The following is a 14,992-nucleotide window of genomic DNA, read 5'->3' on the forward strand; positions in this document are numbered from 1 at the left end:
GCGAGGGATGAGGAGTCACCATGAACGCAGCAGCCGCCGCGACCGCCGCGAGGACGGACTCCGTCTCCCGCGCCTCGATCCCCGGCGTCGCCGATCCCCTCCCGCGTCCCCCGCGGCAGAGCGCGCGCTCCGTCGCCGGGCGCATCGCTCAGGAGGAGTTCTTCGACTACCAGCCGACCTCGACGGCCGACCTGCCCGACCCGAGGCCGCTCGTCGAGAACCTCACGCGCTTCGTCGTCGAGATCCTCGCCGGCGCGCGCGAGCTCGAGCAGATCGCCCGCTGGGTCACCGACGACGTCTACCGCACGCTGCTCAAGCGCCAGGCCATCAGTGCCCGCGCCCGCGCCGCCCGGGGTCGCGCGGTGGTGCGCCCCGCCTTCGCGATCGGCAGCGTGATGCTCTGCGAGCCGCGCGACGGCATCATCGAGGCGGTCGTCGTGGTCAACTCGCGGGCGCGGTCGCGCGCCGTCGCCATCCGCCTGGAGGGGCTCGACCGCCGCTGGCGGGCGAGCGCCATCCACGTGCTGTAGCCGCGATCGCACCGCGACGACGACGGGCCCCCGGAGGATTCCAGGGGCCCGTCGTCGTGTGTGCGGATCGAGCGCGCTACTTCTTCTTGTCGCCCGCGCGGCGCTGAGCGCGGTTCGCGGGCTCGGGGGCATTCCCCTCGGTGCGCTGCCCGAAGGCGCCCTTCGCGCCGCTCGCGGCCCGGGCCGGAGCGCGGCCCGCCGGGCCCGCGGGCGTCGCGGCGGCCGTGCCGGCGGGGGCGGAAGTGCGCGCCTTCGCCGTCTCGGCCTGCTGCAGCTGCCCGCGCTGGTTGCGCACCTCGACCTCGCCGTCGGCGCTGGGGGCCGTGTAGCTGAGGTTCTGCGGGGTCTGCGGCGCGTTGAGGCCCTTGGCCGTCACCTGCGCCGTGCCCTTGCCGCCCGTCACCTCGACCTCGAGGTTGAAGAGGAACCCGACGGCATCCTCGCGGATCTGCCCCATCATCGACTGGAACAGCGCGTAGCCCTCGCGCTGGTACTCGATGAGCGGGTCGCGCTGCGCCATCGCGCGCAGGCCGATGCCGTCCTTCAGGTAGTCCATCTCGTAGAGGTGGTCGCGCCAGCGGCGGTCGATGACGCTCAGCACGACGCGGCGCTCGAGCTCGCGGGTCGCGGTGCGGCCGAGGCTCTCCTCGCGCTGGGAGTAGGCGAGCTTGGCGTCGGAGACGAGCTCGCGCACGAGGAACTGCGGCGTGATCTTCGTGCCGCCCTCGCTGAGCACCTCGTCGATGGTGAGCGAGACCGGGTAGAGGGTCTTCAGCTCCGTCCACATCTGCTCGAAGTCCCAGTCGTCGGAGTGCCCGGCGGCCGTGTGGGTCTCGACGATCTCGGTGATGACCTGCTCGAGGAAGGTCTGCACGCGATCCTGCAGATCGTCGCCCTCGAGGATGTGGCGGCGGTCGGTGTAGATCGCCTCGCGCTGCCGGTTGAGGACGTCGTCGTACTTGAGCACGTTCTTGCGGATCTCGGCGTTGCGGCTCTCGACCTGCGACTGCGCCGAGCGGATGGCGCGGCTGACGACCTTCGACTCGATGGCGAGGTCGTCGGGCACGGTGGAGCGCGACATGAGGGCCTCGGCGGCGCCGGCGTTGAACAGGCGCATGAGGTCGTCCTGCAGCGAGAGGTAGAAGCGGCTCTCGCCCGGGTCGCCCTGACGGCCCGAGCGGCCGCGCAGCTGGTTGTCGATGCGGCGGGACTCGTGGCGCTCTGTGCCGAGCACGTAGAGGCCGCCGGCCTCGATGACGCGATCGGCCTCGACCTGCACCTGCTCCTTGACGCGGCTGAACACCGCATCCCACTCGGCCTCGTACTCCTCGGGGGTGTCGACGGGGCTGAGACCCTTGGCGTTCATCTCGGTGACGGCGAGGAACTCGGCGTTGCCGCCGAGCATGATGTCGGTGCCGCGGCCGGCCATGTTGGTGGCGACCGTGACCGAGCCGTGCCGGCCCGCCTGCGCGATGATCGCGGCCTCGCGGGCGTGGTTCTTGGCGTTGAGCACCTCGTGGCGCACGCCGCGCTTGGCGAGCATGCGCGAGAGCAGCTCGCTCTTCTCGACGCTCGTCGTGCCGACGAGGACGGGCTGGCCCTTCGCGTGGCGCTCGACGATGTCCTCGACGACCTGCTCGAACTTCGACTGCTCGTTCTTGTAGACGAGGTCGGACTGGTCGATGCGCTTCATCGGCTTGTTCGTCGGGATGGGGACGACGCCGAGCTTGTAGGTGCTCATGAACTCGGCCGCCTCGGTCTCGGCGGTACCGGTCATGCCCGAGATCTTGGAGTACAGGCGGAAGTAGTTCTGCAGCGTGACCGTGGCGAGCGTCTGGTTCTCGGCCTTGACCGTCACGCCCTCCTTCGCCTCGATCGCCTGGTGGATGCCCTCGTTGTAGCGACGGCCGGCGAGGATGCGGCCGGTGTGCTCGTCGACGATGAGCACCTCGCCGTTCATGACGACGTAGTCCTTGTCGCGCTTGAACAGCGCGGCGGCCTTGATCGAGTTGTTGAGGAAGGAGATGAGCGGGGTGTTGGCCGACTCGTAGAGGTTGTCGATGCCGAGGTGATCCTCGACCTTCTCGATGCCGGGCTCGAGCACGCCGACGGTGCGCTTCTTCTCGTCGACCTCGAAGTCCTCCCCCGGCACGAGGCGCGTCGCGATGCGGGCGAACTCGCTGAACCAGCGGTTGGCCTCGCCCGAGGACGGGCCGGAGATGATGAGCGGGGTGCGGGCCTCGTCGATGAGGATCGAGTCGACCTCGTCGACGACGGCGAAGAAGTGGCCGCGCTGCACCATGTCGCTCGACTGCCACGCCATGTTGTCGCGCAGGTAGTCGAAGCCGAACTCGTTGTTCGTGCCGTAGGTGATGTCGCAGGCGTACTGCTGGCGGCGCACCTCGGGCGTCTGGCCCGAGAGGATGCAGCCCGTCGTCATGCCGAGGGTGCGGAAGATGCGCCCCATGAGCTCGGACTGGTAGCTGGCGAGGTAGTCGTTGACCGTGATGACGTGCACGCCGCGCGCGGGGATGGCGTTGAGGTAGGCGGCGAGCGTCGCGACGAGGGTCTTGCCCTCACCGGTCTTCATCTCGGCGATGTTGCCGAGGTGCAGGGCCGCGCCGCCCATGAGCTGCACGTCGAAGTGCCGCATGCCGAGGGTGCGCTTCGACGCCTCGCGCACGGCCGCGAAGGCCTCGGGCAGCAGATCGTCGAGCGATTCGCCGTTGCCGTAGCGCTCGCGCAGCTCGGCGGTCTCGTTCTTCAGCTCCTCGTCGGTGAGGTCGGTGAAGTCGTCCTCCAGCTGGTTGATCGCCTCCGCGTACGCCTTCAGCCTGCGCAGGATCCGGCCTTCGCCGACGCGCAGGACGCGCTCGAGAACATTCGCCACGTTGGTAACTCCGCTCGTCGGGAGCCGCGTCGGGCTCCCACTCGTGTCGCGACCGGCGGCGATGCCGCCGCACGCCGGTGCACCGCTCGATGCGGCGGGCCCATGCTAGCAACTGCGCCTATAGAGGAGCGGAGTGCGGCGACGCCGTGCGGGCAGGGCGGGGGCGGGCGACCGGATGCGGCTCGCGCCGGTGCCGCTGCGCGCGGCACCGGCGCGAGCCGGGCATCCCGAACCGGGGCTCAGGCGGGAGATCGGACGGCGGTCAGCGGCGGCGGCCCGCCGTGACGGGGGCCTCCTGCTCCTCCTCGAGGCCGATGACGCCGTAGTTCCAGCCGGTGCGGCGGTAGACGACGCTCGGGCGGTCGGTCTCGGCGTCGATGAAGAGGAAGAAGTCGTGGCCGACGAGCTCGAGCTGGTCGACGGCCTCGTCGACCGTCATCGACACGGCCGGGAACACCTTCTGGCGCACGACGACGGGCGTGTAGGCCTCCTCCTCCGTCGGCTCCTCCTGCACGGGGACGGAGCCGGTCGCCACGCGGGCGATGACGTCGGGATCGGCGGGCGTGATGTCGACGACGCTGAACCCGTCGGCCGAGGCCTCGCGCAGCGAGACCGGGCGATGCTGGCCGCGATGCACCTTCTTCTTGTCCTTCGCTCGTCGCAGCCGTTCCAGGAGCTTGTCGATGGCGAGGTCGAAGGCGACGTACTTGTCACTGCCGGCCGACTCGGCGCGCACGACCGGGCCGGGGCCGATGAGCGTCATCTCGACGCGGTCGTCGCCGCTGTGGCCGTTCTTCTCGTGGTGCCGCGAGACCTTGATCTCGAGCGACAGCGCGCGCTCGGCGAGGTGGGTGACCTTCTCCGCCTTCTCGGTGGCGTAGTCACGGAACCGGTCGGTGATGCCGATGTTGCGTCCGGTGATGGTGATATCCACGTCGACCTCCTGAGAGGGGGTCGTGCCGCCTGCGGTTCAGGCGGTGTTCACGCCCTCCATGACCTCACGCTAGTCCCCCGGAGGCGCGTGTGTCAGCGGCTCCCCCATCCGCATCCGCGAAGCATCCGTTCGGGATCCGCTGGGAATCGCCGCGCTCGACGGCGGGGCGCTCGGGATGCCCGCCGCGGGCCCCGTCGACCACTCGACCGCGGCGCTGCCGACCCGCCGGGGCGTCGCGGCGAGCGCCACCGCGCCGAGCACGAGCGCCCCGGCCCCGCGCAGGGCGGCGGCGGCCGCGAGCAGCGTCGCGCCGCTCGTCACCACGTCGTCGAGCAGGACGACCGCGCACCCGTCGAGCCGGCGCCCGGTCGAGATGCGGCGATCGGCGTCGAGCCGCTCGGCGAGCGCGCGGCCCTTCTGCGGGCCGTCGCCCGCGTCGGCGAGGCGCAGCAGCGGCCGGGGCGCGAGCCCGGCCCGGCGCGCGAGGAGCGCGGCGGGGTGGAACCCGCGCTGCCGCGCGGCCTCGGGCGAGCCGGGGACGGGCACGAGCAGGGCGTCGGCCCGGCCGAACGCGGCCCAGCCGCGGTCGGCCGCCACGAGCAGCGCCGGGGCGAGGGTGCGGGCGAGCTCGGTGCGCCCCTCCTGCTTGAGGGCGAGGATCGCCGCCCGGGCGACCCCCTCGTAGGCGAGCCCCGCGACCACCGGCAGCGGCGGCGCGCCTGCCGGTGCGCGCAGCACGGCGCTGCGCGGGCTCGGGTGCAGCGCGGCACGGCAGGCGGGGCAGAGGGCGCGGTCGGGGGCGGAGCATCCCGCGCAGTCGACGGGCGCGACGAGCGCCGAGGCGTCGAGCACCGCCTCGCGGAGCGCGCGCACCCAGCCGGTCACGCCGTGAGGATGCCCGAACCGCGCCGCACGGCTGCTCGACCGCACCCCGGTTGCGGCGAGCGCCGCAGCCCCCGCGCTGGGGAGGAGCCGCGCTACTGCTGCACGCCGAGGAACACGGCCTGCCGCCCCGTCGGCTGCCAGCCGCTGCCGCACGGCTCGAGCACCAGCCCCGCCGAGTCGAGCACGCGTAGGCCGTCGACGCCGTTGTTGCCGCCGACGATCTGCACCGCATCGGTGGGGCGGCCGAGCGAACGGCTTCGCCCGCCGATCTCGAGCAGCTGCACGAAGGCCGACTCGTCCGCGTCGACGATCGCCGCGACCCGCACCGGGTCGACCCAGGCCGCGTCGATCGGCGCTCCCTCGACGATCGGCAGCGTCTCGAAGGGGCCCAGGCGCAGCGGGAGCCCGGTGGCCTCGTCGCGGATGACCGCGGCGACGACCAGCCGCGGGCCCGTGCTGCCGTCGAGGAGCAGGAGCACGCGCGCGTCGTCGCGGGCGACGGCGAGCGCGACGAGGCGGTCGCCCGCGCCGAGCCCCGTCTCGACGCCCTGCGCCGAGCCGTCGATGAGCGAGACCCGCAGCGCGCCGGGCGAGGAGGCCGCGGCGTCCGCCGAGGCCGACCAGATCACGCCGAAGCCGTCGATGGCGGGCTCGATCTGGCCGGGGCGGGCGTCGATGAGCACCGCCTCGTCGGAGCCCTCGCGCAGCGCGCTGACCCCGGCCGCGGTGCGGATCGCCGCGAGCCGGCCATCGTACGAGAACGCGACCGCGTCGGCCTCCTGCTCGATGACGGCGGTCGTGATGCCCGGCAGCGCGTCGAGCCCGCCGCCGCCCGCGAAGCCGAAGTCGTCCTCGTTGCGCAGCAGCAGCCGGGCATCCACCTGGGGCACCACCGCGGGGCCCGCCGCCGGGTCGCCGAGGATGGCGATCGGGTTCTGATCCACCGTGATCTGCACGCTCGCGATGCCGCTCACCGTGCGCAGGCTGGCGGTGAGCTGCTGCCGCAGCCGCTGCCGGGCGTCGTTGGTGAGCGCGAGCACCTCCTCGGTGAGGTCGACGCGCGCGATGCCGTCGGTGACCTCGACCGTCGTGAGCCCCAACTGGGCACCCTCGGGAACGGCGGAGACCACCGCCCCCTCGAGCCACGGCGAGGGCACGTCGAGCAGGGCCTGCACGATCGAGGTCTCGACCTCCGAGCGGGAGGGGAACCAGCGCAGCTCGGGCACGAGGTTCGCGAAGACGGGGTCGAACCAGTGCAGCGTGTGCTGGCTGAAGGCGCCCGGGAACGCCTGCTGCGAGAGCAGGATGCCGTCGCCGAGGGCCGAGATGCGCCATTCGCCGTCGACCTCGACGAAGTCGAAGGGCTCGAGCTCCTGCACCCCGCCCTCCGCCGAGCTGTAGCGGCCGAAGGCGTCGACCGCCGCGATGATCGGCGCCGCGTAGCGCAGGGTGTCGTCGTCGTCGCGGGTGATCGTGCCCTCGCGGCTGCGCACGAGCGTGGAGGCCTGCGGGTTCCAGGCCGTCGCCGTCTCGTCGACGAGGAAGGAGCGGGCGATGCGGTAGTTGTTCTGCGCGCCCGCGGCCGCCGCGAGGAACCCCCGCAGGACCTCCTCCTGCGAGGCGCCGGCGCTCGGGCCGTCGGGCACGAAGAGGAAGTCGGCATCGGCGTCGGCCGCACCGGCGATCTCGTCGCCCGCCTCGACCGGTCCGCTGCCCGGCACCTGCACGCAGGCGACGAGCAGCAGCGGCACCGCGAGCAGGGCCAGGATGCGCGCGCGCCAGCCGGTCGTGCGGCCCGCGCCCCTCGGCTCAGTCATCGTCGACCCCCGCGCTCAGCAGCGGGCTCGTCTCGATGACGCCCGAGTCGAGCGGCTCGGCGGGCGGCAGGTCGAGCGGGAACGACCGCACCTCGCCGCCGGCCCGGCGCGGCAGGGTGAGCCGGAAGCAGGTGCCCTCCCCCGGGATCGACCAGACGTCGAGCACGCCCGCGTGCAGCACCGTGTCCTCCGTCGCGATCGCGAGCCCGAGGCCCGTGCCACCGGTGCTGCGCTGCCGCGAGGGGTCGGCGCGCCAGAAGCGGTCGAAGACGCGCTCGAGCTGGGCGGGGGTCATGCCCACGCCGTAGTCGCGCACGGCGATCGCGACGGCATCGGCATCGGAGTCGACGTGCACGACGAGCGGCCGGCCCTCGCCGTGGTCGACGGCGTTGCCGAGGAGGTTCTGCAGGATGCGGCGGATGCGGCGGGCATCCACATCGGCCTCGAAGTAGCCGCCGGGCGCGACCAGTCGCAGCTCGCTGCCCTTCTCGTCGGCGATCGGGCGGATCGCCTCGAGGCTGTCCTCGACGAGGCGCACGAGGTTCGTCGGCTCGGTGTCGAGCTGCACGGCGCCGGCGTCGAAGCGGCTCATCTCGAGCAGGTCGGCGAGCATCGACTCGAAGCGCTCGACCTGGGTGCGCAGCAGCTCGGCCGTGCGCGCGGTGGACGGCGCGAAATCGGCGCGCTGGTCGAACAGCACGTCGCCGGCGAGCCGGATCGTGGTGAGCGGCGTGCGCAGCTCGTGGCTCACGTCGCTGACGAAGCGCTGCTGCACGCGCGAGAGCTCGGCGAGCTGCGTGATCTGCGACTGCAGGCTGTCGGCCATGCGGTTGAAGGAGCGGGCGAGGGTCGCGATGACGTCCTGCCCCTTCTCGGGGATGCGCTCCTCGAGCTGCCCGTCGGCGAGCTTCTCCGCCGTCTCGGCGGCGATCCGCACCGGGGTGATGGCCAGGCGCACGACCACGTAGGTGACGAGGCCGATCGTGAGCACGAGCAGCAGCGAGCCGAGCAGCAGGGTCTGCTGCACGAAGTCGAGGGTCTGCTGCACGTCGCTGATGTTGTAGACGAGGTAGAGCTCGTACTGGCCGGCCGTGGGCACCTCGATCGCACCGCCGACGGCGATGCCGGGGGTCGTCGCCCCGTCGGGCGTCGTGATCTCGACGGCCTGCGAGTGCACGCGCCCGTCGTCGGCGGCGACGGCGGCCGCGAGCTCGTCGCTGATGGTCGCGCTGTCGAAATCGCTGGTGGCGGTCGGCAGCAGCACCTGGGCGGTCGACTGCCCCTCGGTGCGCCGGATGGCGTACTCGGTGCCGCCCGGGTTGGACTGCGCGGCGAGCACGGTCGTCTGCGCCGTCGAGTTGGCGGCGTCGAGGTCGATCGCGCCGGTCGGCGTGACCGCGTTGTCGAAGAGGTGCTGCGCGTTCGCGGTCGCCTGCCGCGCCTCGGCGAGCACCTGCTGCTTGCGCGCCTCGTAGAGGTTCGTGGCGATCGAGATCGACATGTAACCGGAGATGATCGTCACCGCGACGGTCGTGAGGGCGACGGTGATCGCGACCGTGCGCAGCTGCAGCGAGGAGCGCCAGAGGTTCAGACCCCGCTGCAGCCAGGCGCGCCAGTCGAGGGCGGTCATCGGCTCAGGAGGGCGCCCCGGCCCGGTAGCCGACGCCGCGCACGGTCATGACGATGCGGGGGTTGTCGGGGTCGAGCTCGACCTTCGCCCGCAGGCGCTGCACGTGCACGTTCACCAGACGGGTGTCGGCCTTGTACTGGTAGCCCCAGACCTGCTCGAGCAGCATCTCGCGCGTGAAGACCTGGTTGGGCTTGGCCGCGAGCGCGAGAAGCAGGTCGAACTCGAGCGGTGTCAGGGCGATGGTCGTGTCGCCGCGGCGCACCTCGTGGCCGGTGACGTCGATGACGAGATCGCCGACCGGCATCGTCGAGACGCCGGAATCGGGGCTCGGCCGCAACCGCGTCTTGATGCGGGCGACGAGCTCCTTCGGGTTGAAGGGCTTCACCACGTAGTCGTCGGCGCCGCTCTCGAGCCCCTGCACGACGTCGGAGGTGTCGCTCTTCGCGGTGAGCATGATGATGGGTACGCCGCTCGAGGCGCGGATCGACCGGCAGACCGCGATGCCGTCCTGCCCGGGCAGCATGAGGTCGAGCAGCACGAGGTCGGGGTTCACGCGCTCGAAGGCCTCGACGGCGTCGAGCCCGTCGTGCGAGAAGGAGGGCTCGTACCCCTCGCCGCGCAGCACGATGCCGATCATCTCGGCCAGTGCCATGTCGTCGTCGACGACGAGGATGCGCGCGGTCATCGTGATCCTTCCGCCTGGCTCGGCGTCGTCGCCGGGCGTTCCCGAGGAGTGTTCGCTCCAGCCTAGACGAGTGTGACACCATACCTTCCGAGGACGCCGCGACGGATGATGAGGATGAGCGAATGACCGATCTCCCCCCGTGGCAGGCGCCCGGTGGAGGGGCGGCAGCGACCCCGTGGGAGCATCCCGCCCCCGCCCCCGGATCCGCGGGCGCCGGCGCTCCGCAGGCCGGCTGGGCCCCGCCGCCCAAGCCCGGGCTCGTGCCGCTGCGGCCGCTCGGCTTCGGCACCCTGTTCGGCGCGACCTTCCAGGTGCTGCGCCGCAACCCGCGCCCGACCTTCGGCGCCGCCCTGCTGCTCGTCGGGCTCGTGCAGCTGATCTCGGTCGGGCTCGTCTTCGGCGCCACCTTCTGGGGCCTCGACCGCGAGCTGCGCGCCACCGCGGAGGACAGCGAGGCCATCCAGATCGGCAACGGCGCGCTGCTGATCGTGTCGACCCTCGTCGCCGTCGCGCTCTCGCTCGTCGCCTCGGCGCTGCTGCAGGGGCTCATCGTGCTCGAGGTCTCGCGCGCCACCCTCGGCGAGAAGCTCCGCATGCGCGAGCTGTTCCAGCGCGGTCGCGGCCGCTGGGGCGCCCTCATCGGCTGGACGGTTCTGCTCTCGCTCGCGCTCGTCGCCGCCTTCGTCGCGCTCATCGCGGTCATCACCCTGCTCGTCGCCGTCGGCCAGGAGGCGGGCCTCGTCGCGGCGGTGATCCTCGGCATCGGCGGCGGCCTGGGGCTGCTCGTCCTCGCGATCTGGATCGGCATCAAGACCGCGCTCGTGCCCACGGCCATCGTGCTCGAGCGCCTCCCCGTGCGGGCCTCCATCGCCCGCAGCTGGCGGTTGACCGCCGGCCGCTTCTGGCGCACCTTCGGCATCCTGGCGCTCATCACGGTCATCGTGCAGGCGGCTTCGAGCGCCGTGGCGACGCCCTTCACCCTCGCCGCCGCCCTCGGCATCGGCCTGCTCAACCCCGCCCAGGACGAGACGACCGCCCTCGTGGCGGTCGGCGTGCTCTACGTCGTCACCATCATCGTCTCCGTCGTCGTCGGCGCGATCGGCGCGGTGCTGCTCTCCGCGGCGACCGCCCTCGTCTACGTCGACGCCCGCATGCGCGATGAGGGCCTCGACCTCGACCTGCAGCGCTTCGTCGAGGAGCGCGCCGCCGGCCGCGAGGGCCCCGACCCGTACCACGAGCGCGCGGCGCTCGTGCCCGGCTCTCCTTCGTCCTCGTTCTCCCCGCCCGTCACCGGCACGGTCGCGTGAGACCGGGCGCCTTCGCCCCGGTCGAGCCGACCGCGCCCGACGCGCAGGAGCTGCTGCTCGACGAGCTCGCCGATCCCGCCTACGCCGCCGCGCAGCCCACCTGGTTCGACCTGCTCTCGCAGGCGGCGCTCGAGTGGTTCCAGAGCCTGCAGTTCGCGCCCGGCGAGGGCCCGCCCGTGCTCGCGCTCGTCATCGGCGGGGTGCTCGTCGCCCTCGCGGTGCTCGTGGCGATCCTGGTCTACGGCCTGCCGCGCCGGCGCACGCGCTCCCGGGCCGCGGGCGAGCTGTTCGGCGAGAGCGACCGCCGCTCGGTGAAGGAGCTGCGCCGGGCATCCGCCGCCGCCGCCGCCCGCGGCGATTGGGCGCTCGCGATCGCGGAGCGGTTCCGCGCCCTCGCCCGCTCCCTCGACGAGCGCACGCTGCTCGCCGTCCTGCCCGGCACGACCGCGCACGAGGCGGCCCGCCAGGCGGCGCGCGCCTTCCCCGCCGAGCGCGAGGCCCTCGACACGGGGGCCGACGCCTTCGACGGCGTGCGCTACCAGGGGCGCGACGGCGATCAGGCGGCCTACGAGGCGCTGCGGATGCTCGACGAGCGCCTGCAGCAGGCCCAGCCGATCCTGCCGTCCGCCGGCGCGCCGGGCTCCCCCGCCGGCACGGCCTCCTCCCCCGCGCCCTCGCGGGCCGGAGCCCCCTCATGACCGCGCCGGCGCGCACCGCCCCGCCGGTCGGCCGCGGGGCCGCCCGCCGCGCCGCCGCGGAGTCGATCGTCACCCCCACCCTCGGCCGCAGTCTGCGCCGCAGCGTCTTCTGGGTCGTCGCGGTCCTCGCCCTGATCGTTCTCGGGCTCGGCATGATGGCGCTCACGGGCGCGACCGCCGAGGCCGACCGCTTCGGCGCCGACGAGGCGGCCCCCGCCGGCTCGCGCGCCCTCGTCGAGGTGCTGCGCGACCAGGGCGTCGACGTCGTCGTGCGCGACTCGCTCGACGGCGCGCTCGACGCCGTCGACGATCCGGCGGCGACGACGATCCTCGCCGCCGATCCGCTCGGCCTCGTCGACCCCGCCGCCTGGGCCCGCCTCGACGGCGCGGCCGCCCGCCTCGTCCTCGTCGAGCCCGGCCCGGCCGCGCTCGAGGCGCTGGCCCCCGACGTGTTCCCGGTCGACCTCGTCGACGGCGCGCGCGAGGCGGGCTGCGCCGAGGAGCTCGCGGAGCGCTCCGGCACCGTGGAGGGCACGGGTGCCGGGTACGACAGCGTCGCCGGCGCCGCCGCGGTCTGCTTCGACGGCGAGGGCGGCGCGATGCTCGTCACCGTGCCTGCCGCCGGCGGCGATGCGCCGGACGACGCCGTGGTGAGCGTGCTCGGCGGCGCGACGCTGCTGCAGAACGACTCCGTCGCGCGGCAGGGCAACGCGGCCCTCGCGCTCGGGCTGCTCGGTGAGCATCCCCGCCTCGTCTGGTGGGTCGGCACCGCCGCCGACGCCGATCCGGGCGTCTCGACGATCGCCGAGCTCACGCCCGGCTGGGTGAACCCGCTCGCCTGGCTCGCCCTCACGGTCGGGCTCGCCGCCGCCGTCTGGCGCGGGCGCCGCCTCGGCCCGGTCGTCATCGAGAACCTGCCCGTGGTCGTGCGCACGACCGAGACGATGGAGGGCCGCGCGCGCCTCTACGCCCGGGCCGGCGCCCGTCTGCGCGCCCTCGACGCGCTGCGCCTCGGCACTCTGCGCCGCCTCGGCGAGAGCCTCGGACTCGGCCCCGCCGCGGGCATCGACGAGATCATCGCGTCGATCACCGCCGCCACCGGGCGGCCGCGGGATGCCCTGCGCACGCTGCTCGTCGACCGCGAGCCCGAGACCGACCGCGAGCTCGTCGACCTCTCCGACGCCCTCGCCGCGCTCGAGGCCGAGGTGCACCGCCGCGTGGGCCTCGACGGCGCCGCCCCCGGATCCGCCGCCCCGCCCTCGAGCGGCACGACCGACCCCGACCCGACCAGGAGAATGGACCGATGACGGATACCGAGCTGCGAGCATCCTTCGCCCGTGTGCGCACCGAGGTGGGCAAGGCCGTGGTGGCGCAGGACGCCGCCGTGAGCGGGCTCATCGTGGCCCTGCTGGCCGGCGGCCACGTGCTGCTGGAGGGCGTGCCGGGGGTGGCGAAGACCCTGCTCGTGCGCTCGCTCAGCCAGTCGCTGAGCCTGCGCACGACCCGCGTGCAGTTCACGCCCGACCTCATGCCGGGCGACGTCACCGGCTCGGTCGTCTACGACGCCAAGGCCGGCGACTTCGAGTTCCGCGCCGGGCCGGTGTTCACGAACATACTGCTCGCCGACGAGATCAACCGCACACCGCCGAAGACGCAGTCCTCGCTGCTCGAGGCGATGGAGGAGCGCCAGGTCAGCGTCGACGGCACCACGCACGCGCTGCCGCACCCCTTCATGGTCGCCGCGACGCAGAACCCCGTCGAGTACGAGGGCACGTACCAGCTGCCCGAGGCGCAGCTCGACCGGTTCCTGCTCAAGCTCGTGCTCGACCTGCCCGCGCGCGACGACGAGGTCGAGGTGCTGCAGCGGCACGCCGACGGCTTCAACCCGCGCGACCTCGGCGGCGCCGGCGTGACCGCGGTGCTCGGCGCCGACGACATCACGGCCGCCCGCGCGGCCGTCGCCCGCGTCGGCGCGACGCCCGAGGTGCTCGGCTACGTCGTCGACCTCGCCCGCGCCACCCGGCAGAGCCCGAGCGTCAAGCTCGGCGTCAGCCCCCGCGGCACCACCGCGCTGCTCGCCGCCGCGAAGGCCTGGGCCTGGCTCTCGGGCGCCGAGGCGATCACGCCCGACCACGTGCAGGCGATGCTGCTGCCCGTCTGGCGCCACCGCATCGCCCTGCGGCCCGAGGCGGAGCTCGAGGGCGTCTCGGCCGACACGATTCTCCGATCCATCGTCCAGCAGGTGCAGGTGCCGCTGTAGCCATGGCCGTCACCGGGTGGTTCGTCGCGCTCGTCGCCCTCGGCGCCGTGCCGATCGTGCTGCTCGCGAACGGATGGGCGTACCTCGGCTGGGTCGGGTTCTGCCTGCTGCTCGCCGCGCTCGACCTCGCGCTCGCGGCCTCGCCGCGCAGGGTCGCGCTCGAGCGCGAGACGGCCGAGCGGGTCCGGCTCACCGACTCGGCGCCGGCGACGCTGCTCGTCACCAATACGGGGCGGCGGATGCTGCGGGGCGTGGTGCGCGACGCCTGGGAGCCCTCGGCCGGGGCATCCCCCACCCGTCAGCCTCTGCGCGTGCCCCCCGGCGAGCGCCGGGCGCTGCGGATGACGCTCACGCCCTGGCGTCGGGGCGAGCGCCGCACCGCCCTCGTCACCATCCGGTCGATCGGGCCGCTGCGGCTCGCCGCGCGCCAGGCGAGCATGCGCGCGCCGGGCGTCATCCGCGTGCTGCCGGAGTTCGCCTCGCGCCGGCACCTGCCCTCGCGGCTCGCCCGGCTGCGCGAGCTCGACGGCCGCACCGCGCTCATGGTGCGCGGCCAGGGCACCGAGTTCGACTCGCTGCGCGAGTACGTGCGCGGCGACGACGTGCGCTCGATCGACTGGCGGGCGACCGCTCGCCGCACGGCCGGCCCCGGCAGCGCCGCCGCGCTCATGGTGCGCACCTGGCGGCCCGAGCGCGATCGCCGCGTCGTCGTCATCGTCGACTCCGGCCGCACGGCCGCCGCGCGTATCGCCGATGAGACCCGCATCGACACCGCCTTCGAGTCGACCCTGCTGCTCGCGGCCCTCGCCGACCGCGCCGGCGACCGCGTCGACGCCGCCGTCTTCGACCGGCGCGTGCGCGCGCGCGTGCAGGGCGCTCGCGGCGCCGACCTGCTCGCGAAGCTCACCGACGCGATGGCGCCCATCGACCCCGAGCTGCTCGAGACCGACTGGAGCGCCGTGCCCGCCCTCGTGCGCTCGATGTCGTCGCAGCGCTCGCTCGTCGTCATCGCCACCCCGCTCGAGTCGCCCGGCGCGACCCGCTCGCTGCTGGCGATGCTGCCCCAGCTGACGCGGAAGCACCTCGTGCTCATCGCCTCCGTCACCGACCCCGCGCTGGCCGAGGCGGCCGCCGAGCGCGGTGATCGAGCATCCGTCTACCGCGCCGCCTCGGCCGAGCGCGCCCTGCTGGATGCTCAGCGCGTCGCCGCCGCCGTGCGCCGTCTCGGCGGCGACGTCGTCAGCGCTCCCCCGCTCGAGCTGCCGCCCGCCGTCGCCGACCGCTACCTCGCGTACAAGGCGGCCGGGCGGCTGTAGCGCCGGGGCCGTCGGGCCGCGCGCCGCACGCGAACGGGCC

Annotated in this window: 12 protein-coding genes; 6 read left to right on the forward strand and 6 right to left on the reverse strand. The window is 73.8% G+C overall.

Going from position 1 to position 14,992, the window contains the following annotated elements; genetic code table 11:
• Positions 1–20: 20 nt before the first annotated feature.
• Positions 21–530, forward strand: a complete 510-nt coding sequence (locus tag HGB54_RS09820) for an Rv3235 family protein (protein ID WP_228545782.1) — start codon at positions 21–23, stop codon at positions 528–530.
• 76 nt (positions 531–606) lie between these two features.
• On the opposite strand, the gene secA is transcribed toward HGB54_RS09820, so the two are convergent.
• From secA to mtrA, 6 genes are all read right to left on the reverse strand, one after another.
• On the reverse strand, positions 607–3,420 hold the full coding sequence (secA, locus tag HGB54_RS09825; protein ID WP_168916263.1) for a preprotein translocase subunit SecA: 2,814 nt from the start codon (positions 3,418–3,420) through the stop codon (positions 607–609).
• A 262-nt stretch (positions 3,421–3,682) separates the two neighbouring features.
• Entirely contained in the window at positions 3,683–4,354 is a 672-nt protein-coding gene (hpf, locus tag HGB54_RS09830; protein ID WP_168916264.1) for a ribosome hibernation-promoting factor, HPF/YfiA family, read from the reverse strand.
• Between the two features lie 69 nt (positions 4,355–4,423).
• Positions 4,424–5,239, reverse strand: coding sequence for a ComF family protein (locus tag HGB54_RS09835; RefSeq protein ID WP_168916265.1), 816 nt, complete (start codon positions 5,237–5,239; stop codon positions 4,424–4,426).
• A gap of 92 nt (positions 5,240–5,331) precedes the next feature.
• Complete coding sequence (locus HGB54_RS09840) at positions 5,332–7,056, reverse strand: LpqB family beta-propeller domain-containing protein (RefSeq protein ID WP_168916266.1); 1,725 nt, start codon at positions 7,054–7,056, stop codon at positions 5,332–5,334.
• Positions 7,049–8,686 carry an MtrAB system histidine kinase MtrB gene (mtrB, locus tag HGB54_RS09845; RefSeq protein ID WP_168916267.1) on the reverse strand — a complete coding sequence of 546 codons (1,638 nt, stop codon included), beginning with the start codon at positions 8,684–8,686 and terminating at the stop codon, positions 7,049–7,051. The genes HGB54_RS09840 and mtrB overlap by 8 nt, the downstream gene beginning before the upstream one ends.
• A 4-nt stretch (positions 8,687–8,690) precedes the next feature.
• Entirely contained in the window at positions 8,691–9,371 is a 681-nt protein-coding gene (gene mtrA / locus HGB54_RS09850; protein WP_168916268.1) for an MtrAB system response regulator MtrA, read from the reverse strand.
• A 122-nt stretch (positions 9,372–9,493) separates the two neighbouring features.
• Between mtrA and HGB54_RS09855 the strand changes: the two genes are divergently transcribed.
• Genes HGB54_RS09855 through HGB54_RS09875 form a run of 5 tightly spaced genes read left to right on the forward strand, consistent with a single transcriptional unit; the run spans position 9,494 to position 14,952 of the window.
• Positions 9,494–10,678, forward strand: coding sequence for a glycerophosphoryl diester phosphodiesterase membrane domain-containing protein (locus HGB54_RS09855; RefSeq protein WP_168916269.1), 1,185 nt, complete (start codon positions 9,494–9,496; stop codon positions 10,676–10,678).
• A complete protein-coding gene (locus tag HGB54_RS09860; RefSeq protein WP_168916270.1) occupies positions 10,675–11,376 on the forward strand; it encodes a DUF4129 domain-containing protein in 702 nt (233 codons plus the stop codon). The genes HGB54_RS09855 and HGB54_RS09860 overlap by 4 nt, the downstream gene beginning before the upstream one ends.
• Entirely contained in the window at positions 11,373–12,683 is a 1,311-nt protein-coding gene (locus HGB54_RS09865) for a DUF4350 domain-containing protein (protein ID WP_168916271.1), read from the forward strand. The genes HGB54_RS09860 and HGB54_RS09865 overlap by 4 nt, the downstream gene beginning before the upstream one ends.
• Positions 12,680–13,636, forward strand: coding sequence for an AAA family ATPase (locus HGB54_RS09870; protein ID WP_168916272.1), 957 nt, complete (start codon positions 12,680–12,682; stop codon positions 13,634–13,636). The genes HGB54_RS09865 and HGB54_RS09870 overlap by 4 nt, the downstream gene beginning before the upstream one ends.
• A gap of 2 nt (positions 13,637–13,638) precedes the next feature.
• On the forward strand, positions 13,639–14,952 hold the full coding sequence (locus HGB54_RS09875; protein WP_168916273.1) for a DUF58 domain-containing protein: 1,314 nt from the start codon (positions 13,639–13,641) through the stop codon (positions 14,950–14,952).
• Positions 14,953–14,992: the final 40 nt, after the last annotated feature.

It is taken from the genome of Microcella flavibacter, assembly GCF_012530535.1.
GTDB classification, from domain to species: Bacteria; Actinomycetota; Actinomycetes; order Actinomycetales; family Microbacteriaceae; genus Microcella; species Microcella flavibacter.